Source organism: Paenibacillus sp. CR_12 (genome assembly GCF_041953985.1).
In the GTDB taxonomy this organism is placed as follows: Bacteria; Bacillota; Bacilli; order Paenibacillales; family Paenibacillaceae; genus Paenibacillus_AQ; species Paenibacillus_AQ lautus_A.
In genome coordinates this window covers 1,156,278-1,178,163 of record NZ_JAVFHO010000002.1, presented here as the reverse complement: position 1 = coordinate 1,178,163, position 21,886 = coordinate 1,156,278, and the positions used below count along the sequence as shown (strand labels likewise).

At 51.0% G+C, this 21,886-nt stretch carries 21 protein-coding genes; 20 read left to right on the top strand and 1 reads right to left on the bottom strand.

The genetic code is table 11. The features are described from left to right. Positions 1-104: 104 nt before the first annotated feature. From RB297_RS09070 to RB297_RS08990, 17 genes are all read left to right on the top strand, one after another. Positions 105-596, top strand: coding sequence for a YajQ family cyclic di-GMP-binding protein (locus RB297_RS09070; RefSeq protein ID WP_009589306.1), 492 nt, complete (start codon positions 105-107; stop codon positions 594-596). 264 nt (positions 597-860) lie between these two features. Further along, positions 861-1,448, top strand: coding sequence for a CDP-diacylglycerol--glycerol-3-phosphate 3-phosphatidyltransferase (gene pgsA, locus RB297_RS09065; protein ID WP_009589313.1), 588 nt, complete (start codon positions 861-863; stop codon positions 1,446-1,448). A gap of 102 nt (positions 1,449-1,550) precedes the next feature. Beyond that, the gene (locus RB297_RS09060) at positions 1,551-2,813 is read left to right on the top strand and encodes a competence/damage-inducible protein A (protein ID WP_015736280.1); all 1,263 of its coding nucleotides are present in this window, start codon (positions 1,551-1,553) and stop codon (positions 2,811-2,813) included. Between the two features lie 287 nt (positions 2,814-3,100). After that, positions 3,101-4,162 carry a recombinase RecA gene (gene recA, locus RB297_RS09055; protein ID WP_277746374.1) on the top strand — a complete coding sequence of 354 codons (1,062 nt, stop codon included), beginning with the start codon at positions 3,101-3,103 and terminating at the stop codon, positions 4,160-4,162. Positions 4,163-4,301: 139 nt separating this feature from the next. Further along, positions 4,302-5,039, top strand: coding sequence for a regulatory protein RecX (locus tag RB297_RS09050; protein ID WP_036659265.1), 738 nt, complete (start codon positions 4,302-4,304; stop codon positions 5,037-5,039). A 366-nt stretch (positions 5,040-5,405) separates the two neighbouring features. Next, positions 5,406-6,947: a ribonuclease Y gene (rny, locus tag RB297_RS09045; protein WP_009589303.1), complete on the top strand. Its 1,542-nt coding sequence runs from the start codon at positions 5,406-5,408 to the stop codon at positions 6,945-6,947. A 147-nt stretch (positions 6,948-7,094) separates the two neighbouring features. Beyond that, positions 7,095-7,889 carry a TIGR00282 family metallophosphoesterase gene (locus RB297_RS09040; protein WP_375120586.1) on the top strand — a complete coding sequence of 265 codons (795 nt, stop codon included), beginning with the start codon at positions 7,095-7,097 and terminating at the stop codon, positions 7,887-7,889. Positions 7,890-8,018: 129 nt separating this feature from the next. Next, the gene (locus tag RB297_RS09035) at positions 8,019-8,279 is read left to right on the top strand and encodes a stage V sporulation protein S (protein ID WP_006211249.1); all 261 of its coding nucleotides are present in this window, start codon (positions 8,019-8,021) and stop codon (positions 8,277-8,279) included. Between the two features lie 89 nt (positions 8,280-8,368). Continuing rightward, positions 8,369-9,340, top strand: a complete 972-nt coding sequence (locus RB297_RS09030; RefSeq protein WP_375120295.1) for a dipeptidase — start codon at positions 8,369-8,371, stop codon at positions 9,338-9,340. Positions 9,341-9,503: 163 nt separating this feature from the next. Further along, complete coding sequence (gene pduL, locus RB297_RS09025; RefSeq protein WP_096774477.1) at positions 9,504-10,076, top strand: phosphate propanoyltransferase; 573 nt, start codon at positions 9,504-9,506, stop codon at positions 10,074-10,076. A 301-nt stretch (positions 10,077-10,377) separates the two neighbouring features. Further along, positions 10,378-11,937, top strand: coding sequence for a tRNA (N6-isopentenyl adenosine(37)-C2)-methylthiotransferase MiaB (gene miaB / locus RB297_RS09020; RefSeq protein WP_015736274.1), 1,560 nt, complete (start codon positions 10,378-10,380; stop codon positions 11,935-11,937). 101 nt (positions 11,938-12,038) lie between these two features. After that, a complete protein-coding gene (locus RB297_RS09015; protein WP_015736273.1) occupies positions 12,039-12,488 on the top strand; it encodes a YlbF/YmcA family competence regulator in 450 nt (149 codons plus the stop codon). Between the two features lie 159 nt (positions 12,489-12,647). Beyond that, positions 12,648-13,433 (top strand): NUDIX hydrolase, encoded by a 786-nt coding sequence (locus tag RB297_RS09010; RefSeq protein ID WP_015736272.1) that lies wholly within the window; start codon positions 12,648-12,650, stop codon positions 13,431-13,433. 67 nt (positions 13,434-13,500) lie between these two features. After that, positions 13,501-14,058: a cysteine hydrolase family protein gene (locus RB297_RS09005; RefSeq protein WP_375120293.1), complete on the top strand. Its 558-nt coding sequence runs from the start codon at positions 13,501-13,503 to the stop codon at positions 14,056-14,058. A gap of 57 nt (positions 14,059-14,115) precedes the next feature. Next, positions 14,116-15,570: a nicotinate phosphoribosyltransferase gene (locus RB297_RS09000; protein WP_192572602.1), complete on the top strand. Its 1,455-nt coding sequence runs from the start codon at positions 14,116-14,118 to the stop codon at positions 15,568-15,570. A gap of 1,091 nt (positions 15,571-16,661) precedes the next feature. Continuing rightward, a complete protein-coding gene (locus RB297_RS08995; protein WP_375120291.1) occupies positions 16,662-17,660 on the top strand; it encodes an NADPH:quinone oxidoreductase family protein in 999 nt (332 codons plus the stop codon). 92 nt (positions 17,661-17,752) lie between these two features. Further along, positions 17,753-18,280, top strand: coding sequence for a hypothetical protein (locus RB297_RS08990; RefSeq protein ID WP_096774472.1), 528 nt, complete (start codon positions 17,753-17,755; stop codon positions 18,278-18,280). A gap of 64 nt (positions 18,281-18,344) precedes the next feature. Here RB297_RS08990 and RB297_RS08985 read toward each other — a convergent pair whose 3' ends face one another. Beyond that, complete coding sequence (locus RB297_RS08985; protein WP_096774471.1) at positions 18,345-18,863, bottom strand: MogA/MoaB family molybdenum cofactor biosynthesis protein; 519 nt, start codon at positions 18,861-18,863, stop codon at positions 18,345-18,347. 108 nt (positions 18,864-18,971) lie between these two features. Here RB297_RS08985 and RB297_RS08980 point away from each other — a divergent pair, with 108 nt between their 5' ends. The 3 genes from RB297_RS08980 (at position 18,972) to RB297_RS08970 (ending at position 21,881) form a co-directional block, all read left to right on the top strand. Beyond that, positions 18,972-20,006 (top strand): CobW family GTP-binding protein, encoded by a 1,035-nt coding sequence (locus RB297_RS08980; protein ID WP_375120290.1) that lies wholly within the window; start codon positions 18,972-18,974, stop codon positions 20,004-20,006. 129 nt (positions 20,007-20,135) lie between these two features. Further along, complete coding sequence (locus RB297_RS08975) at positions 20,136-20,474, top strand: four-helix bundle copper-binding protein (RefSeq protein ID WP_375120289.1); 339 nt, start codon at positions 20,136-20,138, stop codon at positions 20,472-20,474. A 165-nt stretch (positions 20,475-20,639) separates the two neighbouring features. Beyond that, complete coding sequence (locus tag RB297_RS08970) at positions 20,640-21,881, top strand: ROK family protein (protein WP_192571306.1); 1,242 nt, start codon at positions 20,640-20,642, stop codon at positions 21,879-21,881. Positions 21,882-21,886: the final 5 nt, after the last annotated feature.

The window sequence follows — 21,886 nt, the reverse complement described above, 5'->3', positions numbered from 1 at the left end:
CTTTTTCGTTCCTGATCCATCGCGGATTCCTTACAGGATTAGACTTGTCTCTCGGTTTTACCTATAATAGAAGCATTATCGCCAAATGAAAGGAAGGATTCACCATGGCTTCAGAAAGCTCATTTGATATCGTATCCAAAATGGATATGCAGGAACTTACCAATGCGGTTAATCAAGCGGAGCGCGAGATCGAAAACCGTTTTGACTTCAAGGGCAGCAAGAGCAGCTTGAAGCTGGACAAGGACGCGCTGGTCATTGCCTCCGATGACGAGTACAAACTCAACGCCGTTATCGATATTTTGCAGACCAAGATGGTGAAGCGGGGCTTGTCGCTTAAAAATGTGGAGTACGGCAAGATCGAGCCGGCTTCCATGGGTACCGTCCGTCAGCGTCTGACCTTGAAGCAGGGAATCGACCAGGAGAATTCCAAAAAGATCAATATTTTGATCCGTGATTCCAAGCTGAAGGTCAAGAGCCAGATTCAAGGCGACCAGATTCGGGTAACCGGAAAAAGCAAGGATGATCTTCAGCAGATCATGCAGCTGCTTCGCAAAGCGGACCTTTCCTTGGATCTGCAATTCACCAATTTTAAATAAACGCTCCTCTCCCTCCAAGCAATAAGGGGTGGGCTCGGCTGGTTTGTTTCTTTTGACAGGGCGTCAACGGAAATATTATACTAAAAAACGATATATAAGGATTAACGTATACATAGATTACTGGGGGATGAAAATGACAGACAGCGATGCACGCTTCAAACCCTTTAGGCTCTTGGGAAGAGCGACCCTGATGACATGCAGAAGGATAACCGCTGCAGGGTCTGCCGAGTTAACAAGACAACCCGTTGCAAGGGAGGTTGCCCCATGAATTTACCCAATCGTATCACGTTGGCCCGCATTTGCTTGATCCCTGTCATGATGATTTTCCTGCTGGTGGATTTTGATTTTTATCCGGATCCCATTGTGTGGAATGATTTTGTCCTGCCCTATAACCAATTGATTGCGGCACTGATATTCATACTTGCTGCAAGCACGGACGGCATTGACGGGTATCTGGCCCGGAAAAACAATATGGTGACGAATCTGGGTAAACTTCTGGATCCGCTGGCGGACAAACTGCTGGTTGCGGCCATACTCATATCGCTTGTAGAGATGGGAAAATGCGAATCCTGGATTGCTGTTGTCATCATCAGCAGGGAATTTGCGGTGACTGGCTTGAGACAAATTGCGCTTCTGGAAGGTTCGGTAGTCGCAGCAGGTCAATCCGGAAAAATCAAGACGGTGATTCAGATCGTGGCGATTGTCGCGCTTCTGATCAACAATTTCCCGTTTGTATTTTTGGGGATTCCGTTTGATGTCATTGCGATCTGGGCTGCCGCGCTGATTACGATCTATTCGGGAATCGAATATTTTGTCCAGAACAGGCACCTTCTCAAAGGTACCGGGGCATAACGGCAATAGGAGCCATCCTATTGCTTTTTTCTTCCGCCGGGTAAGGAATAACGAAGGCAGCTACTAACGAAGAGATAGAAGATACGGGAGGATCGATGAATCATGAAAGCAGAAATCATTGCAGTTGGAACAGAACTTCTCCTCGGACAGATCGTGAATACCAACGCACAGTATTTGTCCAGACAGCTTGCTTCAATGGGGATCGACGTGTACTATCAAACCGTTGTCGGGGACAACCTGGAGAGGCTCAAGGAGGCCTTGCGACTGTCTAGCAGCAGAGCCGATATTGTACTCCTGTCCGGCGGTCTCGGTCCCACGCAGGACGATCTGACGAAGGATGCGCTGGCTTCCTTTCTAAATCGTTCCTTGCATATCGACCGGATGGCCATGGACCGGATTGAACGCTTCTTTCATGAGCGGGGATCCGTCATGACCGAGAACAATCGGCGCCAGGCTCTCGCCATCGAGGGAGGCACCCCGCTTCCGAACGAGACAGGCCTGGCCGTCGGGAACGCGGTATCCTATGAAGGCACTCATTATATCGTTTTGCCGGGGCCGCCCAAAGAATTGATGCCGATGTTTGAGCAGGAGGCCAAGCCTTGGCTTCTGCAGCATGTGCTCACGGATGAGCTTCCCATCTATTCGAAGATGCTCAAATTCGCGGGCATCGGGGAGTCCGCGCTGGATCAGCGCCTGGAGGACCTGATTACGGCCCAGACCGATCCGACGATTGCTTTGTATGCCAAGGATGGGGAGGTCACCGTCCGCATCTCCACGAAGGCCTCCAGCGAGTCTGAGGCGATGGTCCGGCTGAATGAACTCGAAGCCAGGATCCAGGAGAGAGGGCCTGAATTTATGTATGCCAACGAGGATGTGCCCATCGAAAAGGTCATCGTGGACATGATGGCAGATCGAAGCTGGACCCTGAGCGCGGCGGAGAGCTGCACGGGAGGACTTGTAGCGGAGACCCTGACCTCCATTCCCGGAAGCGCATCGATGTTTCTTGGGGGGATCATCTGTTACACCAACCAGATCAAGGAGAAGCTTGTGCATATCCCGCATGCGCTGCTGGAGGGGGACGATGCGCCGGGGGCCGTCAGTGCGGAGGTTGCAGAAGCGCTTGCGGATCATGTCCGGATGGTAACCGACAGCGACTTCGGTTTGTCGGTGACAGGCGTGGCAGGTCCGGGTTACGCGGAACGCAAGCCTATAGGGCTGGTCTACATCGGATTGTCCCAAAGGGGCAAAGAAACGGAAGTGCATGAGCTGAACCTCCAAGGCAACCGCGAAACGATCCGGCTCCGCGCAACCAAGGCGCTGCTATACCGGCTTTGGCAGCGTCTCGTAGCCTCTGAGCAGGCTTAGGCTTCGTGGCCAAAGGCGACCGAGCATTTGGAAAAGTAAAAAATTTACACCTTGCTAAATAGCTGTTCTTGAATTCAGGAACCGTTCCAAGTATAATGGGAAATACGGAAGAACCGTGGCATATCGATTGATGTTGCCACGGTTCTTGTTCTTTATACATAGGGTTCGGAGCATGAACGGGAAGGGGAGCTGAATAAAAAAAACGAATGTATGTTCGAAAAAAAGCTTGGCAAACGTGTCAAAACAAGGTATGATAAGACTATCAACAGTGAAGGGTTGTGGAACAATTGTCAGATCGTCGTGCTGCGCTGGAAATGGCGCTTCGCCAGATAGAGAAACAGTTCGGAAAAGGTTCCATCATGAAACTGGGTGAATCCACCCATATGCAGGTAGAGATTGTGCCAAGCGGATCGTTGGCATTGGATATAGCTTTAGGAACCGGCGGCTTGCCTAGAGGCCGGATTATTGAAGTGTACGGACCGGAATCCTCCGGTAAAACAACAGTAGCCCTGCATGCTATCGCAGAGGTTCAGAAGGCTGGCGGACAAGCTGCATTTATTGATGCCGAGCATGCTCTGGATCCATCCTATGCAAACAAATTGGGCGTTAACATTGATGAATTGCTGCTCTCCCAACCGGATACGGGCGAGCAAGCGCTGGAAATTGCAGAAGCTCTGGTACGGAGCGGCGCCGTCGATGTCATCGTTATTGACTCGGTTGCCGCGCTTGTACCGAAAGCCGAGATCGAAGGCGACATGGGTGATTCCCACGTGGGTCTGCAAGCCCGTCTGATGTCCCAGGCTCTTCGTAAATTGTCGGGTGCCATCAATAAGTCGAAAACGATTGCCATCTTTATCAACCAGCTTCGCGAGAAGGTTGGCGTTATGTTCGGTAACCCTGAAACAACCCCAGGCGGACGTGCTCTGAAGTTCTATTCCACGGTTCGTTTGGACGTGCGTCGAATTGAGAGCATCAAAATGGGCAACGATGTGGTGGGTAACCGCACACGGATTAAGGTTGTTAAGAACAAGGTAGCTCCACCTTTCAAACAGGCCGAGCTTGATATTATGTACGGCGAAGGCATCTCTAGAGAGGGAAGCCTGATCGATATCGGTACGGAACTGGATATCGTGGATAAGAGCGGAGCATGGTATTCTTATGCCGGTGACCGTCTTGGTCAAGGCCGCGAGAATGCGAAGCAGTTCTTGAAGGAGAATCCGGAGATCGCCAGCGTGATCGAGAACAAGATCCGTGAAGCGAGTAACCTGACGACCGTTGTTCCTGAGGCTTCCGATAAGGAGAAGGAACAAGAGGAATTGGAAGAGCAAGAGTTGTTTAAGGTAGAGTAATAAATCGCTGGTTAACGATGACAGTGTTGGGGACCGTCCGGTGTGGGTAACGCCAGACGGTCTTCTTTGCATTTATTTCTGCCGAATCATTGGTCTTGACGATGTGTCGAGAAGCGTGCAGCCGTGAAGGGAGCGTCGTATGGATATAGAGAATAAAGAAATGTCGGGACAGGCGGATTCCTCGGGAATTGGACATTTTCCGGAAGACGAGGATCTGGTCATAACCTCTGTCGAAATGCTGAAAAAGCCCAAACACCGGTATCAAATCGCGTTCGGTCCGTACCTTATGACCGTTCATGAAGACGTGATGCTTAAATATCGCATGTTAAAGGGAAATGTTTTTCGCAAGGAAGAGCTGCAGGAGATTGTCGTGGCAGATGAGCGGCAGCGGGCTTACGTGGAAGCGCTGAATCATTTGGCGCGGAAACCAAGGACGACGCAAGAGATCACGCAGCGTTTGCAGCAAAAGGGGTTCGAGCCCAGCAGCGTGGAGACGACGCTGGAACGCCTCGAGAAGGACAAGCTGGTGGATGACGCGCTGTACGCTAAGATGTGGGCAGAGCAGCGCATGACCAGCCATAAGAAGGGACGGCTGTGGGTTAAGCAGGAGCTGAGGCAGAAGGGAATCGGCACCGAGCTGATTTCGGAGGCTTTGGGCGAGATCAGCGCAGAATCGGAGTTGGAGAGCTGCCTGGCCGTGGGACGAAAAAAATGGCAGCAAACCCAGGGGGAGCTGCTGGATCGCAAACGTAAAACCGGAGCATATTTAATGCGTAGGGGGTTTGGGGGAGAGCCTGTGCGCCAGGCACTCAAAATTCTGATCGAAGAGGAGCAGGAGAAAGGCGAATGGGACGAAGAGCCGTATGATTTTGAATAAAGCACAAGCAGGTGTGCATTTTTTCGCTAAAAGAAATGGTTTCACTGGATGAAACTGACGTTTACCCATTGCTTTCCCTTGACAATATCTTTTTATAAATACTAAAATAAATATGAATCTTTTTATCATAAATTAGAATCCTTTTTCCTTCCAAAAAAGTGACTACTTTGTGAAAGATTCTTAAATCGCCAATTCATAGTGAAATGTATTCCGCTGGCTAAGGCGGGATTTGCGTACGATCATTATGGCGTGCGCAGTATGGACGGCAGCTTCCACTGCCGGAAAATTTTATGTATGAATGAGTAACCTGACAATTGCACATTTTCCCAAGGAATGCCTTGGAGGAAACAACGAGGAGGTGAACAGATGGAAACTTGGATCTGGATCATAATCGTTCTCGCTGTAGCCGCTATATTCTTTGGGTTCGGTTATTTTATTCGCAAATCCCTTGCAGAAGCTAAAATTTCCAGTGCCGAGCATGCCGCTTTGCAGATCGTCGAAAGTGCGAAGAAGGAAGCAGAAGCATTGAAGAAAGAAACGGTTCTCGAAGCTAAAGACGAAGTTCATAAAATCAGAGCCGAAGCTGAAAAAGACACTCGCGAGCGCCGGAATGAAATTCAACGGCAGGAGCGCAGATTGTTGCAAAAGGAAGAGTCGCTGGATAAAAAAATAGAATCTTTGGAACGTAAAGAAGAACAAGTGGCGAACAAAGAGAAACGAATAGAGGAAACCCAGCAGCAAATCGATGCAATTTACAAGAAGCAAACGACAGAACTGGAGCGCATCTCCAACCTGACGATGGAGGATGCCCGCAGCATCATTCTCAGCAATGTCGAGCAAGAAGTTCGTCATGAAACCGCTCAGATGATCAAAGAAATCGAGCAGCAGGCGAAGGAAGAAGCAGATAAGAAATCTCGCGAGATCATCACGCTGGCTATTCAACGCTGTGCGGCTGATCACGTAGCTGAGACCACGGTTTCTGTTGTCACCTTGCCGAACGAAGAAATGAAAGGCCGGATTATCGGACGTGAAGGCCGAAACATTCGTGCGCTTGAGACCCTTACAGGGATTGACCTTATTATCGATGATACTCCGGAAGCTGTCATTCTGTCCGGATTTGATCCGATTCGCCGTGAAATTGCCCGTACGGCTTTGGAAAAGCTCGTGGCGGACGGACGGATTCATCCGGCTCGTATCGAAGAAATGGTGGAGAAATCCCGCAAGGAAGTGGACGAACGCATTCGCGAGTATGGGGAACAAGCCACTTTCGAGGTTGGCGTACACGGTTTGCATCCGGATTTGATCAAAATTTTGGGTCGACTGAAATTCCGTACGAGCTATGGACAAAATGTGTTGAAACACTCCATGGAAGTGGCCTATTTGACTGGCCTGATGGCCGGCGAACTGGGCGAAGACATCGTGCTTGCGAAACGGGCAGGACTGTTGCATGACATCGGTAAAGCGCTGGATCATGAAGTGGAAGGATCGCACGTTGAAATCGGCGTGGAGCTGGCGAAGAAGTATAAGGAACATCCGGTGGTTATCAACAGCATTGCCTCCCATCACGGTGATTGCGAAGCAACTTCGGTTATCGCCATGCTGGTGGGCGCAGCCGACGCATTGTCCGCTGCCAGACCGGGGGCACGCAGAGAGACGCTTGAGACGTACATCCGTCGTCTTGAGAAGCTCGAGGAAATTTCCGAATCCTTTGAAGGCGTTGAGAAATCCTACGCCATTCAAGCAGGACGTGAAGTTCGCGTCATGGTACAGCCGGAAAAAATCGACGATGCCGAAGCATTCCGCTTGGCACGCGACATTACCAAAACGATTGAAAATGAACTGGATTATCCGGGTCATATTAAAGTCACCGTTATCCGGGAAACCCGTGCGGTCGATTACGCGAAATAGAGTTTGGACCTTAAAAAGTGGCCGCATTCCGGCCACTTTTTATCTTTAAGATATCCGAAAATACATATCGGACTATCCATGAATCGGGAACCGACCTGCCTGGGATCAAGTCAGGACAGGACAGGCTCCCCTGAAGGAGTGATTGACATCAAAGTATTATTCATCGGAGACATTGTCGGCAGCACAGGACGCAAGGCGCTGAAAGCTTCCCTTCCGGAGCTGAAGTCCAAATATAATCCGCACATCATTATTGCCAATGGGGAGAACGCGGCTTCAGGACGCGGCATCACCTCGGCCATCGCCAATGAATTTTTCAATTGGGGCATTCATGGCATCACCTTGGGAAACCACACGTGGGATAACAAGGATATATTTGAATTTATCGACGACGAACCCCGCATGGTTCGCCCGGCGAACTTTCCGCCCGGCACGCCCGGCCGCGGATACACCGTCATTAAAGCGAACGGCAAACAGCTGGCGATCGTGAATCTGCAGGGACGGACATTCCTGCCAGCCATCGATTGCCCGTTCCGGGCCGCCGATGACATCGTGGATACACTGCGCCAGAAGCACAAATGCATCCTTGTGGATTTTCATGCTGAAGCGACCTCGGAGAAAATTGCCATGGGATGGCATCTGGAAGGCCGTGCCTCGATGGTGGTCGGCACGCACACCCACGTGCAGAGCAATGACGATACCATACTCCCGGGAGGAACGGCATACATTACGGATACCGGCATGGTGGGCTCCAAGGAAGGCATCCTCGGCATGCAGCGCGATGCGGTCATGTATAAATTCAAGACCCAGCTTCCTGCCCGTTTCCAGGTCGACGAAGGCAAATGGCAGTTCCACGCCGTATGCGTGGACATGGATGAGGAGATGGGAAAAGCCCGGAAGATCCAAAAAATCCGCATGTACGAAGATGAATGGCGGATGGATTAAAAACGTCAAAATCCGTTTAATTAAATTAGGTACGGATGGTAAAAAGCAGGAATTTTTTCTCCTCTCACGAATAACATCTAGTAAGCGGAAGCAAACCATCACTCAACATTCCCAGGGGAGGTACTTACCATGGAAGTATTAAAAGTTTCAGCAAAATCCAATCCTAATTCGGTTGCAGGGGCGCTCGCTGGAGTTCTTCGGGAGCGGGGCGGAGCGGAACTGCAAGCGATTGGGGCGGGAGCACTGAACCAGGCCATTAAAGCGGTAGCGATTGCCCGGGGATTTGTAGCACCGAGCGGGGTGGATTTGATATGCATCCCTGCTTTTACGGATATTGTGATTGATGGCGAAGACCGGACGGCAATTAAATTGATCGTGGAACCTAGATAAATTTCGAATGTTGAGGATGAGCCTGTTTACTCTGCTTAGCGTAAACAGGCTTTTTGCTGTGACAGGTCAGAAGGGGGATGAGCGGCACGATGCGGACGGTTGATTTTCACTGCGATGTTTTGAGCAAAATGTGGGAAGATCCCAAAGCCTCTTTTGTGGACGGCCCGCATTTGGATGTAACGATGCAGCGTTTGGAGCGCGGGGATCTGGCGCTTCAGGTATTCGCTGTGTTCTTGTCGGAGAAATTCGGGAGGCCCTCCTTTGAGCGCGTGCTGGCCCAATTGGATGTATTCCGAAGCCGCATCGTGAACGCGGGTCATCTGAAGCCCCTGCTCTGGCGGGAACAAGTCCGGGAGATGGGACAACGCAAAACGGAGCGGTACGGCGTCCTGTCGCTGGAAGGCGTTGACGGGCTGGAGGGCAATCTGTATTACGTTCAGCTTTTATTTGATATGGGCGTACGATTGATGGGAGTTACCTGGAATTATGCCAACTGGGCAGCGGATGGCGTGCTGGAGCAGCGAAACGGCGGGTTTACGGAACGGGGACGTCAGCTGATCGAGCAATGTCATAGAACAGGCATCATTCTGGATGTGTCCCATCTGTCCCAGGCCGGTTTCTGGGAACTGGCGGAGCTGACTCAGCGGCCCGTCATTGCTTCGCATTCCAATGCCTACTCCATTTGCCCGCATCCCCGGAATTTGAGCGATGAACAGATACGGGCACTGATAGCGTTAAACGGCATGATCGGCATCACGTTTGTGCCCTGGTTTATCCGCAGCGGTGTCCAGCGCGTGACGCCGGAGGACGTCCTGCCGCACATCGAGAAGATTTGTGAGCTGGGCGGAGAGAAGCACATCATGTTCGGGTCGGATTTCGACGGAATCGATCAGTGGATCGAAGGGCTGGAGCATCCAGGCCGGTATCCGGATTTTCAGGAGCTGCTGCTCAAGTTTTATCCCGAATCGACGGTCAAGGGCTGGATGTCGGATAATCCGCTGCGTTTTCTTGAACAGCATTTGCCTGCATCGCCGGTTCAAGAATATGAACATGACGCATAACATCCTGGATTCGAGGGTAACTATGACAATCCTGTTGCAGATCGCGCAAGAAACCAAAGAAGGCGGCCTGAAACACGCGGGTTGCCTTTTTATTTTTGGGTAATAGAGAGTATAATAGGTGATGGCATGTACAGCATATAGAGAAAAACAAGGAGTGAGACAGATGAGTAAAACTGTACCCGTGGGTGTATCCGCCCGCCATATTCATTTAACCCAAGAGCATATTGAGGCATTGTTCGGCCCTGGATATCAACTTACAGAGTTCAAACCTTTGTCCCAGCCAGGACAATTCGCGGCCAACGAAACGGTAGCGGTCATTGGAACGAAGGGACAATTCGATAAAGTAAGAATTTTGGGACCTGCGCGTCCTGCAACCCAACTGGAAATTTCCCGTACGGATTCCTTTGCCATCGGCGTGAAAGCACCCGTGCGCGAATCCGGAAACATTGCCGGAACCCCGGGAATCACGATTAAAGGCCCGGCAGGTGAAGTAACGGTGGACGAAGGCGTCATCGTGGCCGCTCGTCATATTCACTTCCATACATCCGATGCGGAGCAGTGGGGCATCAAGGACAAGGACCTGCTCAAAGTGCGCCTAGGCGGCGAACGCGGCCTCGTGCTGGAGAACGTCATTGCCCGCGTATCCGACAATTTTGCGCTCGACATGCACATCGACACCGATGAGGCCAACGCAGCCGGCGCCAAAACCGGAGACACTGCTGAAATTATTGATTAATCCGCGGCTTTAGAAAGCCATAAGAACATACTGTATGTGTCACGCATGCGCAGCTTTTACAAGTTCGCAGTCAAGAAGAGCCTGGATCGATTCATCGATGCCAGGCTCTTTTTTGGAAATTCCAAGTTTACGGGCGGCGTGCTGCCGAACATGCGGAGAAGAAATCAACGGCCAAGGAACGCTCTAATAGCACCAGGGTGGTAGCTTAGGCATAAAGATCATGATATAATTTAAAACAGTGCCTATTAAGCAATATTGTCATGTAAACCAGAGATTTTGCGGATCTAAGGAGTGACCTAGCATGTCCAAAGAAAGTAAGGACTACTCCAAGTATTTTGATTTTTCAGGAGCCAAAGTTCTCTCGGAAGACGAACACGGGAAGAGAATTCGCATCAACGGCCGGGAAATCAACATTCTTTCGGAGCCTAATCATAGACAGGAAAAACAACGCGGCAAACAGAGTGTCGAAGTCCTGTACGATACCGAGCTGCCTGAGGAGTTCCGAAGCATCGGGGCTGGCAAGCATTACATCGTGTATACGTACGGATGCCAGATGAATGAGCATGATTCCGAGACGATTAAGGGATTGCTGGAGCAGATGGGCTACCGGGCAACCGAGGATCGCAAGCAGGCGGACATCATTTTGCTCAACACATGTGCCATTCGTGAGAATGCGGAGGACAAGGTGTTTGGCGAACTCGGCCACCTGAAGCATCTGAAGACGGAAAAGCCGGATATGCTGCTTGGGGTTTGCGGCTGCATGTCGCAGGAAGAATCGGTCGTGAATCGAATTCTCCAAAAGCACGGCTTCGTGGATCTGATCTTCGGCACGCATAACGTACATCGTCTGCCTCACTTGATTCAGGAAGCGCTCTTCAGCAAGGAAATGGTGGTTGAAGTGTGGTCCAAGGAAGGCGACATTGTCGAGAATCTTCCGAAGAAAAGGGAAGGTCTCCGCGGCTGGGTCAACATTATGTACGGCTGTGATAAATTCTGTACATACTGCATCGTCCCTTACACCCGCGGCAAGGAACGCAGCCGGCGTCCGGAGGACGTCATTGCCGAGGTTCGCGAATTGGCCCGTCAAGGGTATAAGGAAATTACGCTGCTCGGTCAAAACGTGAATGCGTACGGCAAAGATTTTGAAGATATCCAGTATCGCTTCGGCGATCTGATGGATGATATTCACAAAATCGATATCCCGCGCGTTCGCTTCACGACATCCCATCCAAGGGACTTCGACGATCATCTGATCGAGGTGCTGGCGAAGGGCGGCAACCTGGTGGAGCATATTCATCTGCCGGTGCAGTCGGGAAGCTCGCAAGTGCTCAAGAAAATGAGCCGGAAATATACCCGCGAGACGTATTTGGAACTGGCCCATAAGATTAAGAAGGCGATTCCCAATGTAGCGTTCACCACCGACATCATTGTCGGTTTCCCCGGCGAAACCGATGAGCAGTTTGAGGAGACGCTGTCCCTGGTACGGGAAGTAGGTTATGACTCTGCGTATACCTTTATTTATTCTCCGCGCGAAGGAACGCCGGCAGCGGTGATGGAGGATAACGTGCCGATGGAGGTTAAGAGCGAGCGTCTGCAGCGCTTGAACGCCGCCATTAATGAATACAGCCGCAAGAGCAACGACAGGCTGCTTGGATCTACGGTGGAGGTCCTGGTAGAAGGAGTCAGCAAGAACAATGATTCCATGCTGTCCGGACGCACGCGCACGAACAAGCTGGTGCATTTTGAAGGCTCAACGGAACTCGTAGGCAGCTTCGTGAATGTACGGATCACGGATACGAAGACCTGGTATATCAAAGGGGATATGATCCCGGACGCGATTCCTGCCTCAGATGCGGTATAATGGAGGGGCAAGAAGCATGCCAATGCAGCATAGACCGTTACCGCAATGGATCCATGCCTGCATATACCCATATAGATGATGAAGAATTGGAGCGATGAACCTTGGCACATGATCATGTTCGTACCAACACCTACGGTATGTCCACTTACAATACGCGTGAATTGATTATACGCGACGATATTCTGGCGAAAGCCGGCGAGCTGGCGAATTTAATATCCACAAGCGAAGAAGTTCAGATGTTTAAGCAAGCGGAAGAGAAGATCCAGAATCACGAACGGGTCCAAAACCTGATCAAAACCATTAAGAAAAAGCAAAAAGAAATCGTAGCTTTTGAAACGTTCCAGAACAAGGACATGGTAGCAAAAATCGAACGCGAGATCGAAGAGCTGCAGGAGGAGATCGACAGCATTCCGCTCGTGATGGAGTTCCAGCAAAGTCAGAGCGACATTAATTATCTCCTTCAGCTGGTCGTGTCCGTGATTCACGATACCGTTTCGGAAAAAGTGAACGTGGAAACAGGCAAAGATACGCCGCCAAGCAGCTGCGGATAGAGGAAACGAGGTGCGGAATGGTTCCGCACCTTTTCTGTTCTTGTTAACATGCACAGAATGAGGATGGATAGGGCATAGTAAACTTATATAGAGATTGGGCTAGGAAATCCTTGACATCATTTTTAAATATGTCATAATGAAATTATCAAATTAATAGTTATGGTGATGGAAATGACGGATCGCGAACAGGCGCCAAAGAGCAGTGCCAAGAAATACAGAACACCGGACGGTGTGCCCGCCGATATCGTGATGTTTACCTTGACGAAGCGGGAACGGAAGACCTTTACCAAGACACTGCCCATTCGGGAGCTTAAGGTGATGCTGATCCGGCGCAGGTCATGGCCTTGTGCCGGCATGTGGGCGCTTCCCGGCGGTTTTTGCCGTGAAAGCGAGTCGATTTACGATGCCGCCAAACGGGAGCTGAAGGAAGAGACCGGGGTGGACGGCGGACACTTGGAGTACTTGGGCGTGTATAGCGCGCCGGGACGTGATCCAAGAGGCTGGATTATCAGCCATGCCTTCTATGCGCTCGTAGAGGAGTGGATGCTGGAGCACCGCCAGGCTGCCGATGACGCGGAAGAGGTTGGCCTGTTTACGGTCGCGGAAGCTTTGGAGGAGCTGGAGCTTGCTTTTGACCACAGGGATATTATTATGGATGCTTACCGCAAGATTCAGCTGCAAATGCTGCAAACGACGATTGCCAGGCAGTTTTTGCCGGAGCATTTTACGCTGAGCGAGTTATACCAGGTCATCCAGACGGTTGTGCCCGAGTTCAACGAACCCAACTTTATCCGTAAAATCACATCGACCCGCAGCAGACAGGGGATACTGGAAGAAGCGCGGGATGAGAACGGCAAGCCGCTAAGCTCCAACCAATATTCCCAACGTCCGGCCCAATTGTACCGATTTACGGATCATGCGCCGCTGCTATCGATTTATACGTAGCAGGTCGATGATTCAACCGCTGTTATTTTATCGATCACATTAATCATATCGTAGAGGAGTGTGTCAGATGAAAGCCTTAATCGTGATAGATTTCACGAATGATTTCGTGGATGGTAACCTGCCGGTAGGGAAACCCGCCATCGACATTCAGAAGACCATTGCAGAGTTGACCCGATTATACAGCGATCGCGGGGATTTTGTCGTCATGGCCGTGGACCTGCATGAGCAGGACGACGCTTTTCACCCCGAAACCAAGCTGTTTCCTCCGCATAACATCCGGGGAACCCGGGGGCGGGAATTATACGGCGAGTTACAACAGGTCTATGAGGATCGCAAGGATACGATCTATTGGATGGATAAAACAAGATACAGCGCATTCTGCGGTACGGATCTGAACCAGAAGCTGCGGGAACGCGGGATTACCGAAGTCGATCTTGTCGGGGTATGCACCGACATCTGCGTGCTGCATACTGCCGTGGATGCGTATAATTACGGGTACACAATAACGGTGTATGAAGATGGCATTGCCAGCTTCAATCCGGAGGGGCATAAGTGGGCGTTAAGCCACTTTCAGGGCAGTCTCGGGGCAGCCGTTGTGCGAAGCGAAGAATTTCTTAATCGATAGACAGCTCGAACTACCCGGAAGCATGGATGAACCGGGTCATACTGGAGGATGATCGTGATGCTGACAGCAGGATTAGCACTACATACGGACAAATACCAGATCAACATGATGTATGCGCATTGGATTAACGGCTCTCATCGTACGCGTGCGGTGTTTGAGGGATATTTCCGCAAGCTGCCGTTCGGTAACGGGTACGCCGTTTTTGCCGGACTGGAAAGGATCGTGCATTATATCGAGTCCTTGCGTTTCTCGGATGAGGATATCGCGTATCTGGCCAAACAGGAAGAGAAGTATAAGCCTGAATTTCTGGAGGAGCTTCGCCGCTTCCGGTTTCAAGGGAATATTCATTCCATGAAGGAGGGGGCGCTGGTATTCCCGAACGAACCGCTCATTCGGGTGGAAGGCACCATTTTCGAGACGCAGCTGGTCGAAACCGCGCTCCTGAACTTCATGAATTTTCAGACCTTGATCGCGACCAAGGCCTCCCGCATCCGTCAGGTGGCCGGCGGCGATACCTTGCTGGAGTTTGGCACAAGACGCGCGCAGGAAGCGGATGCGGCCGTGTGGGGAGCCCGTGCAGCGTATCTGGCCGGCTTCCATGCTACCTCGAATATGCTGGCCGGCGAGAAATTCGGCATTCCGACCAAAGGCACGCATGCGCATTCCTGGGTGCAGACCTTCCGGAGCGAGCAGGAGGCATTTGATATTTTTGCCGAGGTCATGCCGGATCAAGTGACGCTGCTGGTGGATACCTTCGATACGTTAAAGAGCGGGATTCCCCATGCCATCGCGACAGCGAAGAAGCTGGAGGCCCAAGGAAAGCGGATGAATGCCATTCGTCTGGACAGCGGGGATTTGGCTTACCTGTCGATTCAGGCAAGGAAGATGCTGGATGAGGCCGGTCTTCATTACGTCGGCATCGTGGCTTCCAACGATCTGGATGAAGGAACGATTCTGGATCTCAAGGCACAGGGGGCTAAAGTGGATACTTGGGGCGTCGGTACCCAGCTGATCACGGCGGCCGACCAGCCTGCGCTCGGAGGCGTTTATAAGCTGGTGGAGCGGGAGGTTGACGGGAAAATGGTACCGACCATCAAAATCTCGGGCAACCCTGAAAAAGTGTCCACCCCCGGCAAAAAGGACGTGTACCGCATCATATCCAAGGGCAGCGGCAAAGCGATCGCCGATTACATCTGCTTCCCGGAAGAGGAAATGCCGCCAGAAAGCGGCAAGCTGAAGCTATTTAATCCGCTGCATCCTTACATGCGCAAAAACGTGAAGAACTTTGAAGCGGTGTCCATGCTGGAACCGATATTCCAGAATGGCGAATTGGTGTATGTACTGCCGGAGCTGGAGGAAATCCGCAGCTATCATGACGCACAGCTGGGACAGTTCTGGCCCGAGTATTTGCGTAAGCTGAATCCGGAGATATACCGCGTGAACCTGAGCGAAGAGGTCTGGGAAGTGAAACAGCGGATGATGGCCGAGTTCATGGAACAGCATGAAGATTAGAATATAAAATACACCAATGAAAAAGACGCTTCCCCAATCTTGCCGCTTGGCAGGAGAAGGGAGCGTCTTTTGGTACTTGGCCTATAGGTCAAGTCGATCCACTATGCTTCCGTTGACGTCACGCGCGGTGAGATGAACCTTGTCCTTGTTCTCTAGCATGTCGGGCTGGCGTTCGTAATACCATATGTACAAATCTTCACTGACATCCGGCCTCAGTTGTTGGTAGGGTATGGTATGTGCCGGCTGACCATTTACATGTATCCGAATGGGCTCTGTGCTTCTATACAGGCCAAAGACGAGTGATGAATCCATGCTTGTCTCCGAGAATACGGACGGAGAAGAGGGATTCTTGGGAGAAGGGTATAATATAGATACGGCGGACATCTTCCATCCGAACCATCCTTTGGTATAGACGGATAATTGTAGTCCCGCTCTAGATGTCACCACGAAAGAATAAGCCTTCTCAGAGGTTAATTCGGATTGTATGATTTCAGCATGATTAATGCTGTAAGGTGCTTCAAAAAAAGCATGTTTCTCCTCGAATACCGCCGCTTCGATCGAGCGGTGTGTGCTTGTGTATTCGTAGATCCCTGTCATTAATATGAAGAGGAGGCCGATTAGTGCGTACACTTTGAGACCAGGCCAGGTAATTAAAGGGAAAACCCAGAAGACGAGTCTAAACAGCGTTAGAACGAGACCCAAGCTTAGAAAGAAAACGAGAAACGAGCCGGCAATGCCCCCTGATTGTGTATGTATACCAAGGAATCCAAAAATCTGGTTGATCGGTTTATGGACGACCGGTAACAGAAATAGTGTCACCAGAGTGAGCCAGAATGAGAAGCGGAAGGATCTACGTCTAGATCCATAATCAAAATGAGTCATAACGTGGATTTCAACTCCAGCTGATAATTTTTTTATAAAAGTATTCTTTTTTCCATAATAACACAATTCTGATTATAAAAGACGATACTGGATCATTTCTCGGGAAAGCGCATAAGTCGCCATATTCCGAGAGCATGTATAAAGCTTCGACACATGGTGCCAATCCAGATTGCTTTACAGCACCTAAACTAACCCAAGGAGTGATATGTGTGGACAACGAAACCGAATTTCAAGCCTATGTGCTTCGTCGAGATGAGCAAGGGGTTCGCGGCAGCGTGGAGAACATGAGTTTGGATCGGCTGCCCGAAGGCGACGTTATCGTGCGGGTGTTATACAGCGGGGTTAACTATAAAGACGGGCTGGCCAGCATACCGGAAGGGAAAATTGTCCGCCGGTATCCGTTCATTCCGGGCATTGACCTGGCAGGGACGGTCGTGCATTCCGCTCATGCGGATTACAAGGAGGGCGATGCCGTTCTTTGTACCGGTTATGAATTAGGGGTATCTCATGAAGGCGGGTTCAGCCAATATGCGAGGGTTAAGGGAGAATGGCTTGTCCCGCTGCCGCAGGGCTTGTCACCGCGTGATGCGATGGCCATCGGTACCGCAGGTTTTACGGCTGCATTATCGATAGAAGCCTTGATACGGAATGGACTGCGGCAGGAACAGGGTTCCGTCCTAGTTACGGGAGCAACGGGGGGAGTAGGCAGCTTCGCAGTGTCCATCCTAAGCCAGTTAGGCTATCACGTGACGGCATCCACAGGAAAATCCAGTCAGAGGAACTGGCTTTTACAGCTGGGAGCCCATGAAGTGATCTCCAGGGAAGAAGCTGCGGCAGCCTCCAAGGGGGCCATCTCTGCCGAGCGATGGGCAGCCGTGGTAGATCCCGTCGGTGGTAATCACTTGGGCGCCATCCTGAAAAGCGTGCAATACGGCGGAAGCGTCGCCGTTTCCGGCATGACGGGCGGCGGTGCGTTTGAAACGACGGTGTTTCCGTTCATACTGAGGGGAATCAATCTCCTGGGCATCGACTCGGTGTACTGCCCAATGGCCTACCGCCGATCAGTATGGTCGAAGCTGGCCGATGAATGGAAGCCGGCATCCGTGCTTCAAGAAGGAATTACCGAATACGGACTAACCGATCTGCCTGTAGTGCTGAACACCATTCTTAAAGGCGGGGCGGTTGGAAGAGGCGTCATCGCTTTGTAATATTACCCTGATTTCGCATACGCATAATGTTCCTCATCCTCAGGCAATCTAAGGGAAGGCAACCTCTGACACCTAAGGAAGGGTGAGTGAACATGAATTATCGCAGAATCGTCACCGCTTTATTGCTTTGTTCCATTCTTGCCATATCGGTCGGTTGTTCCAAGCAGGTGGCCAAGGACGAGATGCGCCTATATAACATGAGGGCTTACGAGGAAGGCTCCAGGGAGGCCCGGATATCAGGCCGGGGCATGAACGGAAAATTCCTTGAGGATCTCCAAGCCTCGTTCAACCAGGCCAATATGCCGTTGACCAACGAAACCTATGTAGAGGACAACGTCGGCAATATCACGTATCAATACCGGATCAATTATGATGCAAGCCAGTTTATTACCGTGTATGTCTATCAGGATCAAGCGGCCAGGGAAAAAGGGCTCAAGGAAATCTATGGCGTAACGGAAGGGGATGCCAATGCGGCCGGCGGGCATAATCTGATCATAAGTGACAAGGAAACGTCCATCGTATATACGTCGACGGGCGACAAAACGGATAACTATTATGATCAGGTCAAAAAAATAGCGCCCTCCCTGCTCGCCAAACATCAACGACGCGCCAGCAGTTAGGATACAGCTAAGGCCGGATGCCCATATGCATCCGGCCTTTTGCATGGTGCCAGGCGTGAGTTGGTTATGATCGGTGTTTATCCAGCTCATATTTGACGTGCCGCAGCTCAGGCAGGAGGATACGGTTCATCGCAAGTTTTACGGCGCCGCTGGAACCCGGCATCGAGAAGACGGCCGTGTGGCTTATCGTGCCGCCGATCGCGCGGCTTAATATAGCCGCAGACCCGATATCTTCGGTGAAGCTAAGGAAGCGGAAGATCTCTCCGAATCCCGGGAGTTCTTTATCCAGCAGCGAAGAGACCGCTTCATAGGTGGTATCCCGGCTCGAGATGCCTGTTCCGCCGGTTAATAACACGATATCGATCTCCGGAGCGCTGACCGCGGAATAAATCGTTTCACGGATCGTTTCGTAGTCGTCTGGAACAATGCTGTATGCCACGACGGCATGTCCGGCTTCTTCAAGCAAGCCGATCATCAGTTTGCCGCTCTTGTCCGTGTCCTTCGTCCGCGTGTCCGAAACCGTAATCACCATACAGTTCACGGAAGCGGGGGATTGCTGTTTATGTTCTTGCGTCGAATTCATGCGTTATGACAACTCCTGTTCAGTTAATGGCGGGACGCTTGCGGTAGACGGATGAAATGTAGTACACTCGCTAGCATAATAAACAATGTGCGCAAAGGAGTATGGAACGTGGAGCACGTAACACCCATTTATATTTTATCAGGTTTTCTCGGCAGTGGAAAAACGACATTGCTTAGCCGCCTCATTGCCTCTTTCAAGCAGCAGGGATTGCGGCCGGCCATTGTCATGAACGAGATCGGCGAGGTTAATATTGAAGGGCTGGCAGCCGATGAAGCGGTGCCGACGGCAGAGATGCTGAGCGGCTGCATCTGTTGCACCATTCGTTCCGATTTATCATCCGAAATCGCGATGCTGATCCAGCGGGAGCGGCCGGATGTCATCGTTATCGAAGCGACGGGGATCGCCAATCCGATGGAGATTCTGGACGCAACCGCGGAAGCTTCATTATATATGAGAATTGACGTGAAAAAACTGATCACCGTCGTGGATGCCGCGCATCTGCTGCATTTGAACATAGAGCAGAAGGGAAAGACCTACCGGTTGATGCAGGAGCAGATTCGCGCAGCCTCCGCGCTTGTCCTTAATAAAATGGACCTGGTCGAGGACCGGGACAGAGAGACGATTCGAGAGCTGGTGAAGCGGTGGAATCCGCATGCCCCGATTGTTCCTTCGGTGCGCTGCGACTTGAATGTTGAAGATTTGCTGCAGAGCGATCCCGGGGAACGGAACGAGCATTCGATTGTACATCATCGCGAGGCCGGGGATGCCCATGAGCACACAGACAAGAACGAGCAAGCCAACAGCCATAAGCATGACCACAACCACGACCATACACATGAACATGGCTCCCATGATCATGTCATGTCGTACACATACTACTTCAGCCATCCGGTAAACAGCGTGGAGTTCGAACGATTGATAGCCGGGCTGCCAAGGGATGTATACCGGGCGAAGGGCATTCTCACTTTCAGCGATACGAACAGCCGTTTTTTGTTCCAGTACGCGTTTCGCGAATCCGATTTCATGAAAATAACGCCCCAGGGCCAAGTGCCGGATGTGGTGGTGTTTATCGGGGAGCATTTTCAGAAATCGCTGCTAAGGGAGCAGCTTGAACAGCTGGAGGGGAAGACAAGCCGGGCATGAGTCAACCATTTTTTGCCTGACCATTCTGGGCAATTGTACCTTGGGACTTTCTGGCCGGGTTTGATTCAGAGGGCAGTCGAACGTTTAATACAAAGGCATAGCGTAATAACTACAAGGAGGATCTATCCAATGTTAAATGAACTCAAATATAAAGAATGCATCGAAGCATGTCTCCAATGTATGAACGCTTGCAATGTATGCTATGTATCCTGCCTGAAAGAATACGAGCTGGCCATGCTTCGCGATTGTATTACACTCGATAGAGAGTGTGCGGATATTTGCGCGTTTGCGGCTCAAGCCATGTCCCGCAAAAGCCCTTACGTTAAGGAGATTTGCGAGCTGTGCATCAAGGCATGCCTGGCTTGCGCGGAAGAGTGCGAGAAGCATGATCATGAGCATTGCAAACAATGTGCGGAAGCATGCCGGAAATGTGCCGAGGCATGCCGCGAAATGCTGAGCCACGGTTAATCTAACAAGTTTCTAATGCGTGATATAATTAGGCCTGATTTCCGATTAGGAGGTCAGGCTTTTCATTTGCGGTTCGAGTAATGGATTTTACTAACTCCGAATTTTCCCCTATGATAGATGTGTGAGAGGGAAGAACAATATGGGTAAAAAGAATGAGGTTGTAAGATGAACAGTTCCGTTGGCAAGAACAATCGGCATGTCAAAAACCTGAATCGTATCGGCATTATCGCGCTGCTCCGCGACTACGGCAGTTTAACGAAAGCGGAAATCGCGGCCAAGATGAATTTGACGTTTACCGCCGTGAACAATTTGGTGGATGAGCTGATGAAGGATCGATTGATTGCTGAAGCCGGGTTTTACGACGAGTCCAGCCGGGGTAGGAAGCCCAAACTCATCTCCTTGAATCCCGGTGATATTTACACGGTTGGCGTTCATATCAGCGCCTCCTCCGTAAGAGCGGCTGTCATTAATTTGCAGGGGAAAGCGATGATGGAGAAACGTTCCTCCTTTGAAAATAACGCCAATCGCGGCAGCGTGGTGAATGTCATAATCTCCACGATCCAAGACGTATTGGACGAGTCGGGCCTGAAGTCCCAAATCATCGGTATAGGGGTGGGAGCACCGGGACCGCTTGATCCGGTCCAAGGCAAGATTCTGTCTCCGCCGAACCTTCCCGGACTGCATCAGGTACGATTAAAGGGACTGATCGAGGAGAATACGGAGCTTCCGACGCAAATCGAGAAGGACGCTAACGTGATGGCACTCGGTGAGTTATGGTATGGAAACGGCAGGCATTTCAACCATTTGGTATACGTGGATGCGGATATTGGGATCGGAAGCGGATTGATCTTCAACCAGAAAATATATCAGGGTTACCCTTATGGAGCCGGTGAGATCGGGCACTGCACGATCGATATTGACGGTCCGCGCTGCAATTGCGGCAATACCGGCTGCCTGGAAGCGATCGCATCCGGTATGGCCATCGTCCGCAGGGTCGGAGAAGAGCTGCGGCGCGGAGCTGTCAGTTCTCTTCAATCCTCGTTTGATGGCAATGATCACGGATTGGACATCACCGATGTGATCACGGCCGGTCTGGACGGAGATCCATTGGCTGCCAATATGCTGAACGAATCGGCTCGTTATGTCGGTATATCCCTGGCTAATGTCATTAACCTGCTAACCCCGGAAACGATGATCATCGGTGGAGTCCTTGCGAACCGGTACCCGGATTACTTCACATATGTAAGAGAAACATCATATAACAGAAGCTTGTCCAGCTTTCACGATAAAATCGTGCTTCAGCCATCCGAGTTGGGAGAGTATGCGGGCGTCATAGGCGCCGGCACGATCGTGTTCGAAAAATACCTGAACGAAATACAAACACCAGAATACGTGAACAGGAGTTGAAGTGT